The sequence below is a fragment of the Faecalibacterium duncaniae genome (genome assembly GCF_010509575.1).
In the GTDB taxonomy this organism is placed as follows: Bacteria; Bacillota; Clostridia; order Oscillospirales; family Ruminococcaceae; genus Faecalibacterium; species Faecalibacterium duncaniae.
Map to the genome: position 1 here is coordinate 2,804,144 of NZ_CP048437.1, position 20,270 is coordinate 2,824,413.

The window sequence follows — 20,270 nt, forward strand, 5'->3', positions numbered from 1 at the left end:
TGGAATGCCAAGGCCTCCCCTCGTTAGGGGAGGTGGCATTGCGAAGCAATGACGGAGAGGTTTTGCGTCCTCTTTCCACACAAAAAGCCCCCGCCATCTTGCGACAGCGGGGGCCAAGCTTCAGATTTAAAAATCAGCGCTTAGTTCTGCTTCATACGAGCGAAGCAGTCGGAGCAGTAGACCGGACGGTCCTCACGGGGCTGGAAGGGAACCTTGCAAGCCTTGCCGCAAGCTGCGCAGACAGCATCGAACATCTGGCGCTCACCGCTGTTGCTGCGTGCGCCGCCGTTCTTGCGAGCGTCACGGCAGGGCTTGCAGCGCTGGGGCTGGTTCTCAAAGCCGCGAGATGCGTAGAACTCCTGCTCACCAGCAGTCCAAACAAACTCCTTGCCGCAGTCTTTGCAAACTAAAGTCTTGTCTTCGAACATAGTAGTATCTCCTCTTTGTTTAGTTCTTGCCCGCGGAAGGATTGTAACCATACCTTTGGTTTTTAGGGACCATCGCGCTGATCGTAAGCTACCAGGGGCTTGAATGATAGAACATCCTCTGGTTGAGGACTTCTCTATTGTACCGTTCTTTTTTTGATTTGTCAACCAAAAAACAAACCTTCGGCTTCATTTTTGTGCATTCGGCCCAATTAGACAGGGTTTGCGCCCCGGAAAACAGCAAAAGGGAACGCGCCCCATCCAGAAGCGCGTTCCCCTTTTTATTGCATTGTAAAAACCGCGTAAAATACGAACGGCTTACTTCTCGACAACTTCCTTGGTGTCGCGGGCGATCATCAGCTCCTCATCGGTAGCAATGACCAGCGTGCGGACCTTTGCGCCCCAGGCAGTGATCTCGCAGACATCGCCCTGGATATGCTTGTTCTTGTCGGTATCGATGCGGATTCCCAGCCAATCCATGTGGTGGCAGATCTTTGCACGGGCAGCAGCATCATGCTCGCCGATGCCGCCGGTAAAGACGATGGCATCCACGCCGCCCATGGCGGCAATGTAGCTGCCGATGGTCTTCTTGATCTGGTAGTTCAGCATGTCAGAAGCCAGCTGTGCGCGCTTGTTGCCTGCAGCAGCTGCCTCCTCCACATCGCGCTTGTCGCTGGAGACACCGGAGATGCCCAGCAGGCCGGACTTCTTGTTCAGGATCTCGTCCAGCTCGTGGCCGGTGATGTTCAGGGTGTACTTCAGGTAGTTGACTACAGAGGGGTCCAGGTCACCGCAGCGGGTGCCCATCATCAGGCCTGCCAGCGGGGTCATGCCCATGGAGGTATCCACGACCTTGCCCTGGTCCACAGCAGCAATGGAAGAACCGTTGCCAAGGTGGCAGGTGATCAGCTTCAGGCGCTCAATGGGCTCCTCCAGGTACTCAGCAGCCTTGTATGCAACATACTTGTGGCTGGTGCCGTGGAAGCCGTAACGGCGGACACCGTACTTCTCATAGTACTCGTAGGGGATGGCGTACATATAAGCCTTCGGGGGCATGGTGCTGTGGAAAGCGGTATCGAACACAGCGACCATGGGGATGTTGCCGAACACCTTGCGTGCAGCCTCAATGCCCAGAATGCCTGCGGGGTTGTGCAGGGGGGCCAGGGGGCTCAGCTCCCGGAGGGTATTGATGACTTCATCGGTGATCAGGCAGCTGGCCTTGAACTTCTCGCCGCCGTGGACAACGCGGTGGCCGATGGCGTTGATCTCGCTGACATCGTTGATGCACTTGCCCTCGCCGGTGGTCATCTTCTTCACGACCTCAGCAAAAGCCTCGGTGTGGGTGGGGAAGATCGCCGGGGTGGTGGCCTTGTGGCCGTTGGCCTCGTGGGTGATCATGCTGCTTTCCATGCCAATGCGCTCGCACAGGCCCTTGCACAGCACCTTCTCGCCGTCCATATCGATCAGCTGATACTTCAGGGAAGAAGAGCCGCAGTTAATAACCAGAACTTTCATCTTCTTGTGCCTCCATATTCTTTTCGGTTCGCAGATGCGGACAGAATTTTACAGATTCCTAGAAATATTATATAATAGGTTCCAAGGGTTTTCAAGCCGCAACCGGGCAAAGGGTTCCACAAAGTATCCATGCTTTTTTGTACACCCTGCCCACAAATGGAAAGAGACACAGGTTATTTCTGTATGAACGATATAAATTTCACAATGTATAAGCTTGCCGGGATCATTGCCGAATACGATCCCTTCCACAACGGCCACGCCTGGCAGCTGCAGCAGGCAAAGGCACTGGGTGCTCAGCGGGTGGCGGTGGCCATGAGCTGCGGGCTGACCCAGCGGGGCGCGCTGCCCCTGCTGCCCGAAAGCGTGCGGGTGCAGGCCGCGCTGACCTGCGGGGCCGACCTCGTGTTCGCCCTGCCCGCTCCTTATGCCTGTTCCGGGGCGGAATGCTTTGCCCGGGCCGGGGTGCAGCTGCTGGCCGCCGCCGGGTGCGACGCTCTGGTGTTCGGAGCCGAGACCCCGGATGCGGCGCTTCTGATGGAAGCCGCCCGGGTGCTCTCCGGCGCGGAATACCGCACCGCCCTCAAGGCCCGGCTTGCTGCCGGGGCCCGCAGCTTTGCGGCAGCCCGGCAGGCAGCAGTGGAAGCAGTCTGCCCGGGCACCGGCCTTGCCGCCCTGCTGGACAAGCCCAACAACAATCTGGCCGTGGAATACTGCAAGGCTATTCTGGAGCTGGGGGCTTCTCTGGTGCCGATCCCCCTGCCCCGGCAGGGTGCCGGTCACGGGCAGGCCCTGACCGAAACAGGGGGGCAGTTTGCCAGTGCCAGCGCCCTGCGCACGCTCTGGCAGAACGGCGGAGCTAATGCCGCTGCCCCCTATGTTCCGGCGGAAGTCCTGCCGCTCTACCGGGAAGCCTTTGCCGCCGGGCAGTACACCGATCTTGCGGCCGCCCAGCGCTGTCAGCTGGCGCTTCTGCGCAGCCGGTGCACAGGAACCGCGCCGTTTGCCCAGGTGCGGGGCATTTCGGAAGGTCTGGAGCACCGGCTGGAAGCCGCCGTGCGTTCCAGCACCACCCATGCGGAGCTGCTGGATAGCCTGACCACCGTGCGCTATCCACGGGCACGGATGCGCCGCCTGGCCATGGATGCCGCTCTGGACTATTCTGCCGATGCCTTCCCCGCCCTGCCGCCCTATCTCCACCTGCTGGGGGCGCAGAAGGATGCCCTTCCCTTCCTGAAGGCTGCCGCACTGCCGGTGTCCCACTCCCTTGCACGGCTGGCCGAACAGAACACCCCCTGCCGGGCGGTGGTGGATGCACAGCTGCGGGCCTGTGATTTTGGCGCGCTGTGTCGTAAAAAGCCGGAGCCGATGGGGGGTGTACTTCGTCAAAAAATTATCTTTTTGACGAAATAGCAAAATTTTCTCCTGAAATTTTTACATTTCCACACTTGTATCCCGGCAGCAGTTCGGTGTATCATAATGATAGTATTGGATACAACGAAGCGTCCCCAGCCTGTGGGACAAGAGGAGGAACTCCATGGCATTACACGTTCTGGACGAAGCCAACCGCTGCCTCGGCTGCAAAAAGCCGATGTGCCAGCAGGGCTGTCCCATCCACACCAACATCCCCGAGGTCATCCGTCTGCTCAAGGCAAACGAGCTGGATGCCGCAGGCCGGATGCTGTTTGAGAACAACCCCCTGACCACGGTCTGCTCTCTGGTCTGCAACCACGAGAACCAGTGCGAGGGCCACTGCATCCGCAACCGGATGCCCAGCCACGATCCTGTCCACTTTTCCATCATCGAGGACTATATCTCCACCACCTATGCCAACAAGATGACCAAGGGCCCCGCCCCCAAGAACGGCATGAAGGCCGCTGTGGTGGGTGCAGGCCCTGCCGGCCTGACCATTGCCGTGCTGCTGGCACGCTGGGGCTATGATATCACCATCTTCGATGCCCGGGATAAGATCGGCGGCGTGATGCGGTACGGCATCCCCAACTACCGCCTGCCCGACAGCGTGCTGGACGATTTCCAGTACCGCCACCTTGAGCTCAAGGGCATCCATGTCCGGCCCAACACCACCATCGGCAAGACCATCACCATCGACGACCTGTTCCGCGACGGCTACAAGAGCGTGTTCATCGGTGCCGGTCTGTGGAAGGCCAACGCCATGCACATCAAGGGCGAGGCCCTGGGCAACGTGGCCTTCGGCATCGACTATCTGGCCAACTCCAAGGCCTTCCGGCTGGGGGACGACATCGCCGTGATCGGCGTGGGCAACTCGGCCATGGACTGCGCCCGCACCGCCATCCGCAACGGTGCCCGCCATGTCACCTGCTATGCCCGCCGGGACGAAAGCTGCATCAGCGCCTCTGCGTACGAGGTCAGCTATGCCAAGCTCGAGGGCGTGGGCTTCCGCTTCTGCAAGGCCCCGGTGGAGATCCGGGAAAACGGCCTGATCTGCCGCGACACGGTCAAGAACGAAGAGGGCAAGTTCGTGCAGGTAGAGGGCAGCGAGACCTTCTACCCCCACACCGGTGTCATCGTCTCGGTGAGCCAGGGCTCGGAGAGCAACCTCGTCAAGACCACCACCGGCATCGAGACCAACCAGAAGGGCCTGCTGACCGTCAGCGAGGACGGCAGCACCACCCGCGAGGGCGTGTTTGCCGGCGGCGATGCCGTTATGGGTGCCCGTACCGTGGTCGAGGCCGTAGCCATTGCCAAGCAGGTGGCCGAATCCATGGACAAGTACATGAAGAGCCTGCCTGCAGATACGACCCCCGATCCCTACGCCGACATCCCCACCTTCCAGACCCCCACCTCAGACGTTCTGGGCAAACAGGAAGTCAAATAATGCTTTTCCCGCCCGGCTGGTCTGTCCCGCCGGGCGTTTTATTTCTCATCGGTTTCCATTTGATTTCCAATTTGTAAATTTTGCATCTATTTATCCATCTTTACCGTTTCTTAGTTGACCCCTTTTTCCGTTTTTCAGTATACTAATCATATATCCGTATGTGTTTTGTACACTGCGGAAATATTTTCTCGAAAGGTCGGTGGACATTATTCTCAAGGCATCCATCCCCAAACTGCGGGAAAAATTATTGGAAGCGCTTCAGGCGGTGCTGCCCATCGTGGCCATCGTGCTGGTGCTCTGCTTTTCCATTGCTCCCGTCTCCCCCAGCATCCTGCTCTGCTTCCTGCTGGGCGCGGCTATGATCATTGTGGGCATCATGTTCTTTACGCTGGGCGCGGAGATGAGCATGAGCCCCATGGGCGAGCGGGTGGGCGCAATGCTCACCAAAAGCCGGAGCGTGCCGCTCATCATCGGTGTCGGCTTTCTGCTGGGCTTCCTCATCACCATCTCGGAGCCCGACTTACAGGTATTGGCCAATCAGGTGCCCTCCATCCCCAACATGACCCTCATCCTCTCAGTGGCGGCAGGCGTGGGGCTGTTTCTCGTGGTCGCCTTCCTGCGTATGCTGCTGGGCATTGCCCTGCCCAAGCTGCTGGTGGTGTTCTACGGGCTCATCTTTGTGCTGGCCGCCTTTGTACCAAAGGAATTTCTTTCCGTGGCCTTTGATTCCGGCGGCGTGACCACCGGCCCCATCACCGTTCCTTTCATCATGGCGCTGGGTGTCGGCGTGGCCGCTATCCGTTCCGACCGCCATGCCGCGGACGACAGCTTTGGTCTGGTGGCGCTGTGTTCCATCGGCCCCATTCTGGCAGTGCTCATTCTGGGCATTGCGTTCCAGGCCAGCGACAGCACCTACGTTCCGCCCATCCTGCCCAACGTCAGCGATTCCGTGGAGCTGTGGCAGCTCTTCCACGAGGGCCTGCCCACCTACATCAAGGAGATCGCCACCTCCCTGCTGCCCATCATCGCCATGTTCGGCGTGTTCCAGCTGGCGGCCCTCAAGCTCGACCGGCGGACGCTGGGCCGCATCGGCGTGGGCCTGGCCTATACTTATCTCGGTCTTGTGCTATTCCTCGCAGGCGCAAACATCGGCTTTATGCCCGCCGGTAATTATCTGGGCCAGGTGCTGGCAGGCCAGAGCTTCCGCTGGCTGCTGGTGCCCATCGGGATGCTCATCGGCTACTTCATCGTCAAGGCCGAGCCCGCCGTCTATGTACTGAACAAGCAGGTCGAGGAAGTGACCGACGGTGCCATCTCCGCCAGCACCATGGGCGCAGCCCTCTCGGCAGGCGTTTCCCTCTCGGTGGGTCTTGCCATGGTGCGGGTGCTCACCGGCATCTCCATCCTGTGGTTTCTCATCCCGGGCTATGCCTTTGCCATCGGCATCTCCTTCGTGGTGCCCAAGCTCTACACCGCCATCGCCTTTGACGCGGGCGGCGTTGCTTCCGGCCCCATGACGGCCACCTTCCTGCTGCCGCTGGCACAGGGTGCCTGTGTGGCCGTGGGCGGCAATATCGTCACCGATGCCTTCGGCGTGGTGGCCATGGTCGCCATGACCCCCCTCATCACGGTGCAGCTCATGGGTCTGATGGCCCAGCTCAAGCAGCGCCGGGCCCGCCAGGCACAGCCTGTGCCCGCCGCCGCGCTGGCCTTTGCCGACCTGCCGGATGATGCCATCATCGAGCTGTAAGGAGGTCCTGCTGTGAATACTTTATACTGGCTCATCACCATCACCGACCGCCACTCCACCGATGCCTTTCTGGCCCTTTACGAGGAGCACGGCATCACGGTCAGCCTGCGCACGGTGGGTGCAGGCACGGCGGTGCGGGAGACCCTTTCCACCCTGGGGCTGGAGCAGACCGAAAAGGCCGTGCTCTTTGCCATGATCACCGCCGAGACCTGGCCCGGCCTGCAAAAAGACCTGCGCCGCAAAATGCGCATCGATGTGCCGGGCACCGGCATCGCGTTCATCATCCCGGTCAGCAGCATCGGCGGCAAGCGGGCGCTGCAATTCCTGACCGAACACCAGACCTTTGCACTGAAGGAGGAAAGCACCTTGAAGGATACCCGCTATGAGCTGCTGCTCGTCATTGCCAATCAGAGCCACACCGGCTCCATCATGGACACGGCCCGCGCCGCCGGAGCTGGCGGCGGCACCGTCATCCACGCAAAGGGCACCGGCATGGAGGGTGCCGCCCACTTTATGGGGGTGGAGCTGGTCAACGAGAAGGAGCTGGTGCTCATCGTGTCCCGCACCACCCTGAAAAACCAGATCATGCAGGCCATCATGCAGGGGGCAGGCCCCAAGGCGGGAGCCATCGTGTTCTCCTTGCCCGTGACCGATACGGCGGGTCTGCGGCTGCTGGACGAGGAGTAACGGTCTCGCCCTCTCAGGCGCTTCGCGCCAGCTCCCCCAAAGGGGGAGCCCTTGGCAGCCACATCAATTCCGCTGTTCTGATGGGAAGCAACCGCATCGGGTGGATTTTCTTGAAGTTTTCCTGTATTATAAGGATAGTATGGGAGGTACTGCTATGAAATCTACTCGTCGCTGGCAGCAGCTTTTGCTGAACAGTCTGGCTATCATCCTGGGCAACGCACTGTATTCGCTGGCGGTGGCCCTGTTTCTGGAGCCCGCCGGGCTCATCACGGGCGGTGCCACCGGCATCGCGCTGGCCTTCGGGCGGCTGACGGGGCTCTCCGTCTCCGGTTTCCTCTTCCTCTTCAACATGTCCATGCTGGTGTGGGGCTGGGCGGTGCTGGGCAGGAAGTTCGCACTGAACACCCTTGCCAGCAGCGTGCTGAGCCCCGCCTTTCTGGCGCTGTTTGAGCGGCTGCTGGATGGCCGGGTGCTGACTGAGGATATCTTCCTCTGTACCATCTTCTCGGGTCTGGGCATCGGCGTTGCGCTGGGCATGGTCATCCGGGCGGGCGCTTCCACAGGCGGCATGGATATCCCTCCGCTGGTGCTGCAGAAATGGTTCCGCTGGCCGGTGTCCATCACCATGATGCTCTTTGATATCGCCATCCTGCTGGTGCAGGCAGCGTTCAGCCAGCCGGAGCAGGTGCTCTACGGCATCGTGCTGGTCATCACCCACACCATCGTCATGGACAAGATGCTGATGCTGGGCGACAGCCGCACCGAGGTCAAGATCATCAGCACCCGGTCGGATGAGATCCGCACCGCCATTCTGGCTGAGATCGACCGCGGCGTGACCGTGCTCCACGGCGAGGGCGGCTACACCGGCGAGCCCAGCGAGGTGCTGCTCAGCGTCATCTCCAACCGGGAGCTGCCCCGGCTGGAAAAGCTGGTCCATTCCATCGACCCCGCCTGTTTCCTCATCGTCAGCCGCGTGACCGAAGTCAGCGGCCGGGGCTTCTCGATGGAAAAGGAATACCAGTAAATCTCCTTGACAGTGTTTCTGCTATCTGCTATATTGATATCGGAATAACAAAGTCGATTTTGGGCTTTCGCACAGGGACCCCCCTGCTTTTCGGGGTTATCTGTACGAAGGCCCGTTTTACTACAGGAAAAAGGAGCCAACTATGAAAATCACTCAGATCCCCATGGGGACCCACAATGCCCAGCTGACCTGCTACCTGCAGGATCCCTGCACCGAAATGCCTGCTCTGGATCGCTGCCCTGCGATCCTGATCTTTCCGGGTGGAGCCTATGCCTTCTGCTCAGACCGGGAAGCCGATCCTGTAGCGCTGGCCTTCCTGAATGCAGGCTACAATGCCTTTGTGCTGCGGTACAGCGTCTCCCAGAACTGTCCGGTGGAGGAGGTCTATACCAATGCCTTTGCCGAAGCGCAGGAGGCCATGGACTACCTGCATCAGAACGCAGGTGACCTGCACATCGACTCGGAGCAGATTGCCGTGGTAGGCTTCTCTGCCGGCGGGCATCTTGCCGCCTCGGTGGGCACCATGGGCCGGGTCCGTCCTGCGGCCATGCTGCTGGGCTACGCTGTGTTCAGCGTCCCGGGCAAGGCGTTAGGCATGGAGCTGCCGGACCTGCTGCAGCAGGTGGATGACCAGACTCCCCCTGCCTTCCTTTTTGCCACTCAGGGCGACCATCTGGTGCCCGCCACACAGTCCCTGCAGTTTGCCACCCTGTTGGCAGAGCGGAAGATCCCCTATGAGATGCATATCTTTGCTTACGGCGACCACGGCTTCTCCACCGGCAGCCGCCACATCGCCAATTCCCAAAACCCGGAAAACCCGGAATCCGCAGTGTGGCAGGGCATGGCACTCGGCTTCCTGAACCACATCTTCAACCACGACGTGCTGGTGCCCGCCCCGGAGGAAATCAAGGAATTCTGTCTTGATATGAAGATCGGCACCCTGCTGGACACTCCTCAGTCCGCTGCCCTGATCCAGCAGCTGCTGCCGGAGCTGGCCCAATATGTGCAGCAGGAGCCCGGCTCCCGGGGCATTTCGGTGAATGATCTGCAATTCTACAGCAACAAAATGTTCGATGAAGAAAAGCTGGCCGCACTGAACGAAGCTCTGGTAAAACTGAATTGAGGTAACACCACATGGAACGCTCTGAACTTCTTGCGCGGCTGGGATTTGCACCGCCGGAGGCCTGCCGGGTGCGGGTCATCATTGACACCGATGCAAAAAACGAGGGCGATGATGACTTTGCCATCCTGCACCATCTGCTTACTCCGCAATTTGATGTGCGTGGTATCTGTGCCACCCATTTCGAGGTCAAAACCACCCAAAGGGGCTTGCCGCCCCACAGCATGGAACGCAGTTACCAGGAGGTATGCCGCCTGCTGAACGCCGCACACATCGACGATGTTCCTGTTTTTCATGGTTGTACTGCCCCTCTCGCCTCCCCGGAGGATGCTCCCGACTGTGAAGCTGTCGAGTTTCTGATCCAGGAGGCTCTGCGGGATGACCCGGCTCCCCTGTACATTGCGGCCCAGGGCGCTATGACAAACATTGCCGCCGCCCTGAACCGTGCCCCGGAGATCGCGTCCCGCATGACGGTGCTCTGGAACGGCGGCGGCCCCTATCCCGCCGGACGACCGGAATTCAATGTTCAGCAAGACCCCATCGCCTGCCGTGTCCTGTTGGACAGCGCTGTCACGGTCTGGCAGATCCCACAGGATGTCTACGCCGGATTCGAGGTATCCCTTGCCGAATTGGCGCTTCGGGTACGGCCCTGCGGCGAAGTGGGAGCCTATCTATTTCAGCAGCTGATGGACGAGTACCCCTCCGAATACGATCCCCGCTTTCCTCTGCGCACCGGGGGCAATTGGACTTTGGGTGACAACACTACCGCCGCCGTCCTGCTGGAGAATGGATTCCGGGGGCACTGGACACTCCGCCCGGCCCCTGTGCTCCTGCCCAGCCTGACCTATGCTGAAGCTTCCGACCGTAAAACCATCCGTGTCTATCACGATCTGGATGTTCGTTTTGCACTGGAAGATTTTTATTCCAAGCTGGCGCTGTGCTACCTCAGATAAGGATCATACAAAACAACAGCCCCCTCGGGTCATAATAGCCTGAGGGGGCTGTTGCTCTGTAATTCAGCTGTTACAGCAGCGGTGCAATGACCTTGAGCAGCATTCCGGTGGCACGGAGCAGATAATGCTTCTGCCAGATGCTGGCCGAGGTATTTTCCACCGTGCGGCACTGTTCCAGCGTGTGCTGGAAATCCTGCTCAATGTCCCGGATACAGGGAGCATCCACCATCCAGACGGCATCTTCAAAGTGATGGTACAGGCTGCGGTAGTCCAGATTGATGGTGCCCACCACCGCTTCCCTGCCATCCACCACGAATACCTTTGCATGGACAAAACCAGGGCTCCACTCGCTGATCTTCACGCCCGAATCCAGCAGGGCCGAATAGTGGCTCTTTGCCAGTGCGTAGGGGAACTGCTTGTCCGGCTTTCCGGGCAGGATAAGGTGGACATCCACGCCCCGTTCAGCGGCAAATTTCAGGGCGGTCTCCAGCTCGCCGTCCAGGATAAGGTAGGGGGTCATAATGTGGATGTAATCCCTGGCCCGGTTGAGCAGGTCGATATAGACCATCTCGCCCACCCGCTCGCCGTCCAGCGGGCAGTCCCCGTAGGGAGCCGCCACGCCCTTTGCATTTTCCGGCACCGGAATGGGCTGGGTCAGGAACTGCTCATATTCCGGCTCCTTCAGGATGCCCCACATCTGCAGAAACTGAGCCGTCAGCGAACGGACTGCCTCGCCCTCCAGCATCACGGCGGCATCCTTCCAGCGGCCATGCTTCTGGATGTGGTTGATGTACTCATCGGCAAGATTCACGCCGCCGGTAAAACCGACCCGCCCGTCAATGACAAGAATTTTCCGGTGGTCGCGGTAATTGTAATGGGTGGAGACGAACGGCTGCACCGGGCTGAACACCTTGCACTGGATGTTCAGCTTTTCCAGCAGTCGGGGGTAATTGCGGGGCAGGGTGGAGAACTCACAGGTGCCGTCGTACATCACCCGGACATCCACGCCCTGCAGCGCCTTGCGGGCCAGCACTTCCAGGATCTTGCCCCACATCAGGCCCTCGTCGATGATGAAATACTCCACAAAGATATATTCTTCTGCCGTTTCCAGCTGGCGCAGCAGTTCCTCAAACTTTGCCTCGCCGCCGGGGAAATAGGTCATGGCGGTGTTCTGGTACACCGGAAAGCCGCCGCCCCGCCCGTACAGGTACTTTGCCAGCGAGGCCGCACCGGGTTCAAGCGCTTTCAGCTGCTCCACTGCCTTTTGGCTCTGCGGCAGCCAGCCGCGCAGCTGATCCTCCAGCTCCAGCAGCCGTTTGCGCAGGATGTTGTGCCCGAAATTGCTCTTGACATAGAAGAACATCGGAATGCCCACCACCGGCGCAATGGCAACCACCACCATCCAGGTGATCTTGGCGCTGTTGTCCATCTTGCTGTTGAGCAGGTAGATGACCATGGCCGATGTAACGACCACGCTGCCGCCAAAGTAATGAGGCCACAGGTTGCCGAACCACCGGAAGATGCTGAACAACAGCCCTATCTGCAGCAGCAGGAGGATCAGCACCAGGCCAAAGCGGCTGAAGATGGCGTGGATCACACCCTTCTGCCCCTTTCTCAACAGCCGCAGGCCGCCGTCCTCAAACTGATGAACATAGCCCTTGACGTTCTGTTTCAGTTTCTCTGTTTTCATGTTCCGCCTTTCTTATTTCCGCCGCAGGGTCACCGCATAGGAGTCCTGTGCCGCGTGGCAGCGCTCCACCAGCTCCTTGGGCTGGGCGCAGACCCCGTGGTCATGCCACGGGTCATTGAACCAGTAGTTTTCCTCATCGTAGCCCACCAGCAGCAGGCAGTGCTCGTGGCACTTCCAGGCAAAGTCGGTGCCATCGGCCAGCAGCCAGTGGTCCCGCTCCTCGGGCACCGGGGTAAAATCCAGCGTTGCCCAGAACACCACTGGCATTCCCTCGTCAATGAACCGGCACAGCTGCGCTGCGGTCTCGCCGCTCACGTCCAGTACCTCGAACCGGTCCGCCGCGCCCTCGTGCGCCAGCGCACTCTGCAAGGCCTGCACGATGCAGGGGGCATAGCAGCCGTACCCGGTGTGGTCGTGGGGGTCGCCGGGGTAGACGAACATCGGGTCAGGCCCGTAGAGCCTGCCCTCCTGTTCCCAGTAGGGGGCGTGGGGCAGGTCGCGCTCAATGAACACGTCCGGGTCAATGGGGATGCCCACAGCCTGCAGCAGCATCACGCTGCTGATGCTCTCGCAGCCGTTCACCCAGCGGGCAGTCTGGTCGATATACGGGGCCGAAACGATCTTTTTCATCAATTTTCCTCTTACTCTGTCAAAAACAGTGGATTTGTGATATCATAAGCAGTGAGAAACAGGGGTGTTCCCCAACAATATACCTATTATAGCTTATTCTGACCGGTTTTTCTACCGGAATCGGCAGGCGGGAGGATTTTGGGACATGAACAATCTGATCATCGGCATCGCAGGCGGCTCGGGCAGCGGCAAGACCACGCTGGCTTACCGGCTCAAGGAGCGGTTCGGGGAGGACGAGGTGCGTCTGATCTCCCACGACAGCTACTACAAGCGCCACGATGAACTGCCTTTTGCAGAGCGCTGCAAGCTGAACTATGACCACCCGGACGCGTTCGACAACGACCTGCTCATCCAGCACCTGAAGGAGCTGAAAGCGGGCCGCGCCATCGACTGCCCCGTGTACGATTACGCCAACCACAACCGCAGCAGCGAGGTGCAGCACATTGAGCCTGCCCCCGTCCTCATCGTGGAGGGCATTCTGCCCCTGGCTGAGCCGGAGCTGTGCAGCCTGTTCGATTACAAGATCTACGTGGACACCGACGCGGACGAGCGGATCCTCCGCCGCATCCTGCGGGATGTCAAGGAGCGGGGCCGCTCTCTGGACAGCGTCATCGCCCAGTACCGCGCCACCGTCAAGCCCATGCACGAGGCTTTTGTGGAGCCCAGCAAGCGCAACGCCGATATCATCATCCCCAATGGCGGTGAAAACGGCCCCGCCATCGAGATGCTGGCCCACCATATCCGCAGCCTGATCCAAAAGGCAAATCTGCGCTGAACTTTCACCGCAGTTCCGTATGATACCAAAAAAGGGGTGGTTCCCGACCGGGAACCACCCCTTTTTATGATTCTGCGGATCCTGCTCAGACCTTGCAGCTCTCACCGCTGCAATGGTCACAGTCTTCTTCCAGCTTGCCCACAATGGGTTCCGGATCGATGCCCTGACGGCGGTAGTAGTCAGACAGGGCAGCCTTCACGGCCTGCTCTGCCAGAACGGAGCAGTGCACCTTGATGGGGGGCAGACCTTCCAGAGCTTCCACAACGGCCTTGTTGGTCAGCTTCAGGGCCTCGTCAATGGTCTTGCCCTTGATGAGGTCGGTGGCCATGCTGCTGGTGGCAATGGCGGCACCGCAGCCAAAGGTCAGGAACTTGACATCAACGATCACGTTGTTCTCGATCTTCAGGTACATGCGCATGATATCGCCGCACTTGGGGTTACCCACTTCACCCACGCCGTTTGCATCGGGGATCTCACCCACGTTGTGCGGGTTTGCGAAATGCTCCATGACCTTTGCGCTATACATACTTGCCATCTTAGTTTTCTCCCTTCAGGCTGAAATGACGGGCGGTGTTCTGGCCCTGCAGCCACATACAACTCATAGCACGGCGGCGGGGAATGACCTCCTCCAGCACGTCGCACAGATATTTTGCTTCCTCCATGGTATTCTGCGGGCCAAAGGTGAACCGCATGGAACCGTGGCCGATCTCCTCCGGCACGCCGATGCTCAGCAGAACATGGCTGGGGTCCAGGCTGTCGGAGTTGCAGGCAGAGCCGGTGGATGCGCAGATGTTGTGCATATCCAGATCCAGCAGGATGGTCTCGCCCTCCAGGCCGGGGAAGCTGATGTTCGCATTGCCAGGCAGGCGGTGCTCCAGGCCGCCGTTCAGGCGGGCCTCCGGGATGTTCTTGAGCACGCGGTCAATGACGTAATCACGCAGCTCTTTCTCGTGGGCCATCCGCTCGTCCAGGTGGGCGACGGCCATCTCCAGTGCCTTGCCCATACCGGCGATACCGGCCACGTTCTCGGTGCCGGCGCGGTGGCGGGCCTCCTGGCTGCCGCCGTCGATCAGGTTCTGGGGCCAGATGCCCTTGCGGCAGTACAGTGCGCCCATGCCCTTGGGGCCATTGAACTTGTGGGCGCTCATGGACAGCATATCCACGCCCAGCTCCTTGACATCCACGGGAATGGTGCCAACGGCCTGCACCGCATCGGTGTGCATCCACACGCCGTGCTTGTGGGCGATCTCTGTAATTTCCTTGATGGGCTGGATGGTGCCGATCTCGTTGTTGGCCATCATAATGCTGACCAGCGCGGTATCGGGACGGATGGCCGCCTCCACATCCTCCGGGCGGATATAACCTTCCGGGGTGGGCTTGATATAAGTGACCTCAAAGCCCATGCGCTCCAGAGCCGCCATGCTGTGCATGATGGCGTGGTGCTCAAAGGCGCTGGTGATGAGGTGCTTCTTGTTCTGGCGGGCCTTGGTGAAGGCAGTGCCCTTCACGGCCCAGTTGTCGGCCTCAGAGCCGCAGCCGGTGAAGAAGATCTCTGCCGGGGAAGCATTGATGGCCTTTGCCACCTGGGCGCGGCCGGTGTCCACAAATTCTTTGGCCTCATAGCCAACGCTGTAATGGCTGCTGGGGTTGCCGCAGGCACCGCTCAGGGCCTGGGTCATCACTGCCAGCACCTCCGGGGCACAGGCAGTCGTGGCGGCATTGTCGAGATAAACCACTTTCTCCATAGTTTCCATGGGATTGATCCTTTCTGGCAAACGACAAATCGTTTTTGCATTTCCGGACCGAACGTCCGGGCCTATGATACCTTTTAACGGGAATGTTATACCATATCATTCCCTAGCATGTCAATAGGAATACTGGAAATTCATCAATCCGTAACAATCCGGGCAGATTCAGCGGCCTTTTCCGGCCAGCTTTCCCAGAACCACCTTCCATTTGGGGTAGCCCCAGCGCCGATCTTCGGCAAAATCATCGGCCAGCTTCCAGGGGAAGGTGCTGCCATCGAAGTACAGATTGCCCGCTTCGTCCACCCGGTCCAGCTTTTTGGGCAGGTACTCCTCATCATAATAGCTCTTGCGCTTATCCGGCAGGGCCCAGTGCAGGGTGCCGTCGGCATCCATGCCGGAAGCCCACACGCCGAACACAAAGGTCGCCGCCTCGCCGTAGCAGTGCTGCTCAAAGCGGATGGCACCATCATAATAGAATTTGATGACCTCCAGCGTACCGGATTCCTTTTTGCCGTCCCGGCCCAGCGTGGGGCGGTAGTCCTGCTGATACCGGCAGCCGCAATGGGCTCCGGCAAACTTTTTCGAGTCGAACGCCATAAGTGCACATCCTTTCTTTTGCACAAAACTCCCTCCGTCATCGCTGTGCGATGCCGCCTCCCTCTAGGAGGGAGGCTTACCGCACGGACAGGCCCCATCTCAGAGGGGGCTGTCTGCGAAGCAGACTGGGGGAGCTTCCTTTAAAAATGCCCCTCAAAATCGCCCTCGATCTCATACGGCCAGCTCAGGATGCCGCCGAGATCACGCAGGCCGGTGTAGCCCTGCGCTTCCAGCTTCTGTGCGGCATCGGCACTGCGGCGGCCGGTGCGGCAGTAGATCAGCCACTGGGCATTTTTGTCCGGCATGACCTCCTCCGCGCGGGTCAGCACGTCACCCAGGGGCAGCAGCTTTGCGCCGGGGATATGCCCCACGGCAAATTCGTCCGGCTCCCGGACATCCACGGCCTGCGCCTTGCCTGCATCCAGCAGGCGGATGGCTTCGGCCGGAGTGATCTTCTCTACCATTGTCTCATCTCCAAGTTCCGATATTTTCTCTATTATATGATAACAGACGTTTTTTGTTTCGGCAAGAGAAACCGGCGTTTTCGCTTTGCAAAACCTGCACCGCGTGGTATACTAAGGGGAGAAACAAGGAGAGTAGACCATGAAATTTTCCACAAAGAGCCGCTACGCCCTGCGGCTGATGGCCGAGCTGGCCCGCTACGCACCGGGCACCACCGTCTCCCTGAAAGAGATCAGCGAGCGGCAGAACCTGAGCCTGAAATATCTGGAACAGATCGTCACCCCGCTGGCCCGGGTGGGGCTTGTGAAAAGCGAGCGCGGCAGCCAGGGCGGCTACCGGCTGACCAAGGCCCCCGCCGACTACACCGCCGGTGAGATCCTGCGCGCCATTGAGGGCAGCGTGGCCCCCATCCCCTGTCTTGGCAGCGAGACCAACGAGTGCCCCATGTCCGAGCAGTGCTTCACCCTGCCGTTCTGGGCCGGGCTGGACGAGGTCATCAACCAGTACATCGACAGCGTCACTCTGGAGCAGCTGGCCCAGAGCCTGCCCGCCGCCAAGGACGGCTGCTGCGGCTGCAACACCAAGACCTGAAAATTTATGCTTGACATTTTGCGCCGAATCTTATATAATAAGCAGGCATTCAGCGAATGCAGCATAGATTTAGGGGTATAGCTCAGTTGGTAGAGCAGCGGTCTCCAAAACCGCGTGCCGTGAGTTCGAGACTTACTACCCCTGCCACAAACCTCCGGAGCAGCCGTTCCGGAGGTTTTGTTTTTGCGCAAACATACTCCCCCAGTCATCGCTGCGCGATGCCAGCCCCCTCTGGGATGGGGCCTTTGTGCCCCTGCAAAGAGGCTCCCTCATGGAAGGAGCTGGCTGCGAATGCAGTGAGCAGACTGAGGAAGTCCGCCTTTTTCATCTTTTTTGCGGCTTTTTTGTTTTTTCCGCTTGACAAGCCGCCCATCTTCCGGTATAATAAGGCACGTTCCGGCGGTAAACGCCGCACGAACTTGAGCGATCATGGCCCGGTAGCTCAGTTGGTTAGAGCACCAGCCTGTCACGCTGGGGGTCGTCGGTTCGAGCCCGATCCGGGTCGCCATTTGCTGCTATAGCTCAGTTGGTAGAGCGCATCCTTGGTAAGGATGAGGTCTCCAGTTCGAATCTGGATAGCAGCTCCATTGAAAAACCACTTGAAGTCTTAGAGCTTCAGGTGGTTTTTTGTTTGCCATTTTCCCGGTTTCTCCGGCCGGGAAGCCCTCCCTTTCCAGCGAAATGCCCAAAATTGGGCCTGATTTTTCCACATTCCGGCAATTGAACTTTTGGATGGTTTGCAGTACACTTTGTGTAAGAGAGTTGGTTATTTTTGTGTCAAACATCCACAGACCAGAGAGTTTTGATTGAATCGGAGGTATTTCCTATGGCTCGTTTTACTCTTCCCCGCGATCTGTACCACGGCAAGGGTGCTCTGGAAGCCCTGAAGTCCTTTACCGGCAAAAAGGCCATGATCTGTGTCGGCGGCGGCTCCATGAAGCGGTTCGGCTTCCTTGACCGCGCTGTTGGCTACCTGAAGGAAGCCGGCATGGAAGTGGAGCTGTTTGAGGGCATCGAGCCCGATCCCTCTGTTGAGACCGTCATGCGCGGCGCAGAGGCCATGCTGAAGTTTGAGCCCGACTGGATCATTGCCATGGGCGGCGGCTCCCCCATTGATGCCGCAAAGGCCATGTGGATCAAGTACGAGTACCCTGAGATCACCTTTGAGGAGATGTGCAAGGTGTTCGGCATTCCGCCGCTCCGCCGCAAGGCCCACTTCTGCGCCATCTCTTCCACCTCCGGCACCGCCACTGAGGTGACCGCCTTCTCCATCATCACCGATTATCAGAAGGGCATCAAGTACCCCATCGCTGACTTTGAGATCACCCCCGATGTCGCCATCGTCGATCCTGATCTGGCCGAGACCATGCCCAAGAAGCTGGTTGCCCACACCGGTATGGATGCAATGACCCACGCCATCGAGGCTTATGTTTCCACCGCCCACTGCGACTACACCGACCCGCTGGCCATCTTCGCCATCCGGATGATCCAGGGCGATCTGGTGGACAGCTACAACGGCGATATGTCCAAGCGTGATTCCATGCACAACGCACAGTGCCTGGCCGGTATGGCATTCTCCAATGCTCTGCTGGGCATCGTCCACTCCATGGCACACAAGACCGGTGCTGCCTTTGCCGACTACGGCGCACACATCATCCACGGTGCTGCCAACGCCATGTATCTGCCCAAGGTCATCGCCTTCAACGCCAAGGACCCCGAGGCCAAGAAGCGCTATGGTGTCATCGCTGACGAGATGAAGCTGGGCGGTTCCAACGACGACGAGAAGGTCAAGCTGCTCATCAAGTACCTGCGCGGCATGAACGATGCGCTGAACATCCCCCACTGCATCAAGAACTACGGCCCCGATTCCTACCCCACCGAGCAGGGCTTTGTTCCCGAGGAAGTGTTCCTGGAGCGCCTGCCCGAGATTGCAAAGAACGCCATCGGCGATGCCTGCACCGGCTCCAATCCCCGCCAGCCCAGCCAGGAGGAGATGGAGAAGCTGCTCAAGTGCTGCTACTACGACACTGAGGTAGACTTCTGATTTAAACCGACATTTTACAGACACTTTTACCTCTTTCCCATAACAACAAAGCCGCAAGCCCTCAACAGGCCTGCGGCTTTGTTGTTTGATGGGCCTCTCAGGCGCTCCGCGCCAGCTCCCCTGACTGGGGCTGCCAGGCTCGCGCCGCTGCAGACGGCAGAGCGATGGATGCAAAAAACCGCCCTGACGGTTTCCCATCAAGGCGGTTTGAGCTGGAGCTGCTATCCAGATTCGAACTGGAGACCTCATCCTTACCAAGGATGCGCTCTACCAACTGAGCTATAGCAGCACAATCACAGCTCAATTATTTTACCACAAGAAAGACTGCTTTGCAAGTGTTTTTTGCAAAAAATCCGATTTTTCTGTTCCAAAGCAAAAAAGCCCAGAGCGATACCGCTCCAGGCTCCTTTGTCTGTATGTACATATCATATTATAATGTCCGGGGCGGATATTATGTCCGGGGTGGATATTGTCATAGGAAGTGAACGGGTTTCATCTCCAGGTGCCCACCGATTCATCTTGTTTGGTGTTTTGCATCCACCGCACCAGCGCTTCGGCGTCCTGTTTGCCTTTGGCGTACATTTTTTCAAGGCCGGCGCGGTTCTTGGTCAGGGTGGACATTCCCTCGGTGCTGTCCGGGGCGATGATGCAGACAAGGCCCTGCCGCTCCAGCTCCCGCGCCCGCTGGACAGCCGTGTTGTACCGCCATGCCCGGCGGCGCAGCCCCTCGGCTGCAGCGGGGTAATGCGACTGCAGCAGGTGTGCCAGATGCTCGTCCAGGGCATCACTCCTCACCAGCCCCATGGGCTTGGTCAGGATGAGAGCCACCCGGTCGCAGCCGTGGGCAAAGGCCCATTCCAGCGGGACGGGGTCGGCCAGGCCGCCATCAAAATAAGGCACGCCGTCGATGATGCAGGGCTGGTCGATGACCGGGATGCAGCAGGATGCCATGAGGATGCGGTAGTCGTCCGGGTGGAGGTCTGCCTTGGTGAAATACTGCGCCTCGCCGTTCTGTGCATTGGCGGCCACCACGCAGAGCTCTGCCGGGCTGCGGGCAAGCGCCGCGTAATCCAGCGGATTCTCGCCGCCTGCATTGCTGAGGGTGCCGTAGACATAGCCCAGATCGAGATAGGAGTGCTTGCGGATGAGGTTGTGCACGCTCATGTACTCCCTGCGGAAGGAGTATTCATCGTAAAAGGGCTTGTTCCGCCCATGCTGGCCTGCCAGATAGGACGTCATATTGGCGCTGCCCGCCGAAACGCCGATGCAGAGATCGAAGCGGAGGTCCTCCTCCAGGCAGCGGTCCAGCACGCCAGCGCCGTAAATGCCCCGCAGGCCGCCACCCACATCGATGACACCGTATTTCATGGTCTGTTCCTCCATCGTTTCATTCCATTTCCCTCCC

The 20,270-nt window shown here is 59.3% G+C and carries 19 protein-coding genes and 4 tRNA genes; 13 read left to right on the forward strand and 10 right to left on the reverse strand.

The annotated features are described in order from the left end of the window. Nucleotides 1-140: 140 nt before the first annotated feature. The gene (locus GXM22_RS13495) at nt 141-428 is read right to left on the reverse strand and encodes a zinc-ribbon domain containing protein (RefSeq protein WP_005921120.1); all 288 of its coding nucleotides are present in this window, start codon (nt 426-428) and stop codon (nt 141-143) included. Nucleotides 429-743: 315 nt separating this feature from the next. Then, the gene (locus tag GXM22_RS13500) at nt 744-1,940 is read right to left on the reverse strand and encodes an acetate/propionate family kinase (RefSeq protein ID WP_005934505.1); all 1,197 of its coding nucleotides are present in this window, start codon (nt 1,938-1,940) and stop codon (nt 744-746) included. Between the two features lie 183 nt (nt 1,941-2,123). Here GXM22_RS13500 and GXM22_RS13505 point away from each other — a divergent pair, with 183 nt between their 5' ends. The 7 genes from GXM22_RS13505 to GXM22_RS13535 all read left to right on the forward strand — a co-directional run bounded on the left by GXM22_RS13505 (nt 2,124) and on the right by GXM22_RS13535 (nt 10,328). Continuing rightward, nucleotides 2,124-3,350, forward strand: coding sequence for a nucleotidyltransferase family protein (locus GXM22_RS13505; protein WP_242651685.1), 1,227 nt, complete (start codon nt 2,124-2,126; stop codon nt 3,348-3,350). A 124-nt stretch (nt 3,351-3,474) separates the two neighbouring features. After that, nucleotides 3,475-4,794, forward strand: a complete 1,320-nt coding sequence (locus GXM22_RS13510; protein ID WP_005934508.1) for an NAD(P)-dependent oxidoreductase — start codon at nt 3,475-3,477, stop codon at nt 4,792-4,794. A 199-nt stretch (nt 4,795-4,993) separates the two neighbouring features. Then, entirely contained in the window at nt 4,994-6,544 is a 1,551-nt protein-coding gene (locus GXM22_RS13515) for a DUF1538 domain-containing protein (RefSeq protein WP_005934510.1), read from the forward strand. A gap of 12 nt (nt 6,545-6,556) precedes the next feature. Beyond that, a complete protein-coding gene (locus GXM22_RS13520; RefSeq protein ID WP_005934511.1) occupies nt 6,557-7,231 on the forward strand; it encodes a P-II family nitrogen regulator in 675 nt (224 codons plus the stop codon). A 154-nt stretch (nt 7,232-7,385) separates the two neighbouring features. Next, nucleotides 7,386-8,255: a YitT family protein gene (locus tag GXM22_RS13525; RefSeq protein ID WP_035394591.1), complete on the forward strand. Its 870-nt coding sequence runs from the start codon at nt 7,386-7,388 to the stop codon at nt 8,253-8,255. Between the two features lie 142 nt (nt 8,256-8,397). Beyond that, complete coding sequence (locus GXM22_RS13530; RefSeq protein ID WP_005934513.1) at nt 8,398-9,378, forward strand: alpha/beta hydrolase; 981 nt, start codon at nt 8,398-8,400, stop codon at nt 9,376-9,378. Nucleotides 9,379-9,389: 11 nt separating this feature from the next. After that, the gene (locus tag GXM22_RS13535) at nt 9,390-10,328 is read left to right on the forward strand and encodes a nucleoside hydrolase (RefSeq protein WP_005934514.1); all 939 of its coding nucleotides are present in this window, start codon (nt 9,390-9,392) and stop codon (nt 10,326-10,328) included. A 70-nt stretch (nt 10,329-10,398) separates the two neighbouring features. Here GXM22_RS13535 and GXM22_RS13540 read toward each other — a convergent pair whose 3' ends face one another. Then, a complete protein-coding gene (locus GXM22_RS13540; RefSeq protein ID WP_005934515.1) occupies nt 10,399-12,018 on the reverse strand; it encodes a phospholipase D-like domain-containing protein in 1,620 nt (539 codons plus the stop codon). Between the two features lie 12 nt (nt 12,019-12,030). Then, the gene (locus GXM22_RS13545) at nt 12,031-12,648 is read right to left on the reverse strand and encodes a C39 family peptidase (protein ID WP_005934516.1); all 618 of its coding nucleotides are present in this window, start codon (nt 12,646-12,648) and stop codon (nt 12,031-12,033) included. Between the two features lie 145 nt (nt 12,649-12,793). On the opposite strand from GXM22_RS13545, the gene udk reads away from it, so the two are divergent. Then, nucleotides 12,794-13,423, forward strand: a complete 630-nt coding sequence (udk, locus tag GXM22_RS13550) for a uridine kinase (RefSeq protein ID WP_005934518.1) — start codon at nt 12,794-12,796, stop codon at nt 13,421-13,423. A gap of 85 nt (nt 13,424-13,508) precedes the next feature. Here the strand turns inward: udk and nifU are convergent, their stop codons facing one another. The 4 genes from nifU to GXM22_RS13570 all read right to left on the reverse strand — a co-directional run bounded on the left by nifU (nt 13,509) and on the right by GXM22_RS13570 (nt 16,232). Next, complete coding sequence (nifU, locus tag GXM22_RS13555; RefSeq protein ID WP_005934520.1) at nt 13,509-13,958, reverse strand: Fe-S cluster assembly scaffold protein NifU; 450 nt, start codon at nt 13,956-13,958, stop codon at nt 13,509-13,511. 1 nt (nt 13,959) lies between these two features. Continuing rightward, nucleotides 13,960-15,177, reverse strand: a complete 1,218-nt coding sequence (locus tag GXM22_RS13560; RefSeq protein ID WP_005934521.1) for a cysteine desulfurase family protein — start codon at nt 15,175-15,177, stop codon at nt 13,960-13,962. Between the two features lie 159 nt (nt 15,178-15,336). Then, nucleotides 15,337-15,768 carry a hypothetical protein gene (locus tag GXM22_RS13565; protein WP_005934522.1) on the reverse strand — a complete coding sequence of 144 codons (432 nt, stop codon included), beginning with the start codon at nt 15,766-15,768 and terminating at the stop codon, nt 15,337-15,339. A 140-nt stretch (nt 15,769-15,908) separates the two neighbouring features. Further along, on the reverse strand, nt 15,909-16,232 hold the full coding sequence (locus GXM22_RS13570; protein ID WP_005934523.1) for a rhodanese-like domain-containing protein: 324 nt from the start codon (nt 16,230-16,232) through the stop codon (nt 15,909-15,911). Between the two features lie 139 nt (nt 16,233-16,371). Here GXM22_RS13570 and GXM22_RS13575 point away from each other — a divergent pair, with 139 nt between their 5' ends. The 5 genes from GXM22_RS13575 to GXM22_RS13595 all read left to right on the forward strand — a co-directional run bounded on the left by GXM22_RS13575 (nt 16,372) and on the right by GXM22_RS13595 (nt 18,865). After that, a complete protein-coding gene (locus GXM22_RS13575) occupies nt 16,372-16,821 on the forward strand; it encodes an RrF2 family transcriptional regulator (protein ID WP_005934524.1) in 450 nt (149 codons plus the stop codon). Between the two features lie 71 nt (nt 16,822-16,892). Continuing rightward, nucleotides 16,893-16,968, forward strand: a tRNA-Trp gene (locus tag GXM22_RS13580). Nucleotides 16,969-17,252: 284 nt separating this feature from the next. Continuing rightward, nucleotides 17,253-17,329 (forward strand) — tRNA-Asp (locus GXM22_RS13585). Between the two features lie 3 nt (nt 17,330-17,332). Beyond that, nucleotides 17,333-17,408 (forward strand) — tRNA-Thr (locus GXM22_RS13590). Nucleotides 17,409-17,647: 239 nt separating this feature from the next. Then, nucleotides 17,648-18,865 (forward strand): iron-containing alcohol dehydrogenase, encoded by a 1,218-nt coding sequence (locus tag GXM22_RS13595; protein ID WP_005934526.1) that lies wholly within the window; start codon nt 17,648-17,650, stop codon nt 18,863-18,865. A gap of 213 nt (nt 18,866-19,078) precedes the next feature. Here GXM22_RS13595 and GXM22_RS13600 read toward each other — a convergent pair. Beyond that, nucleotides 19,079-19,154, reverse strand: a tRNA-Thr gene (locus GXM22_RS13600). A 203-nt stretch (nt 19,155-19,357) separates the two neighbouring features. Beyond that, a complete protein-coding gene (locus GXM22_RS13605; protein WP_242651686.1) occupies nt 19,358-20,233 on the reverse strand; it encodes a patatin family protein in 876 nt (291 codons plus the stop codon). Nucleotides 20,234-20,270 lie beyond the last annotated feature (37 nt).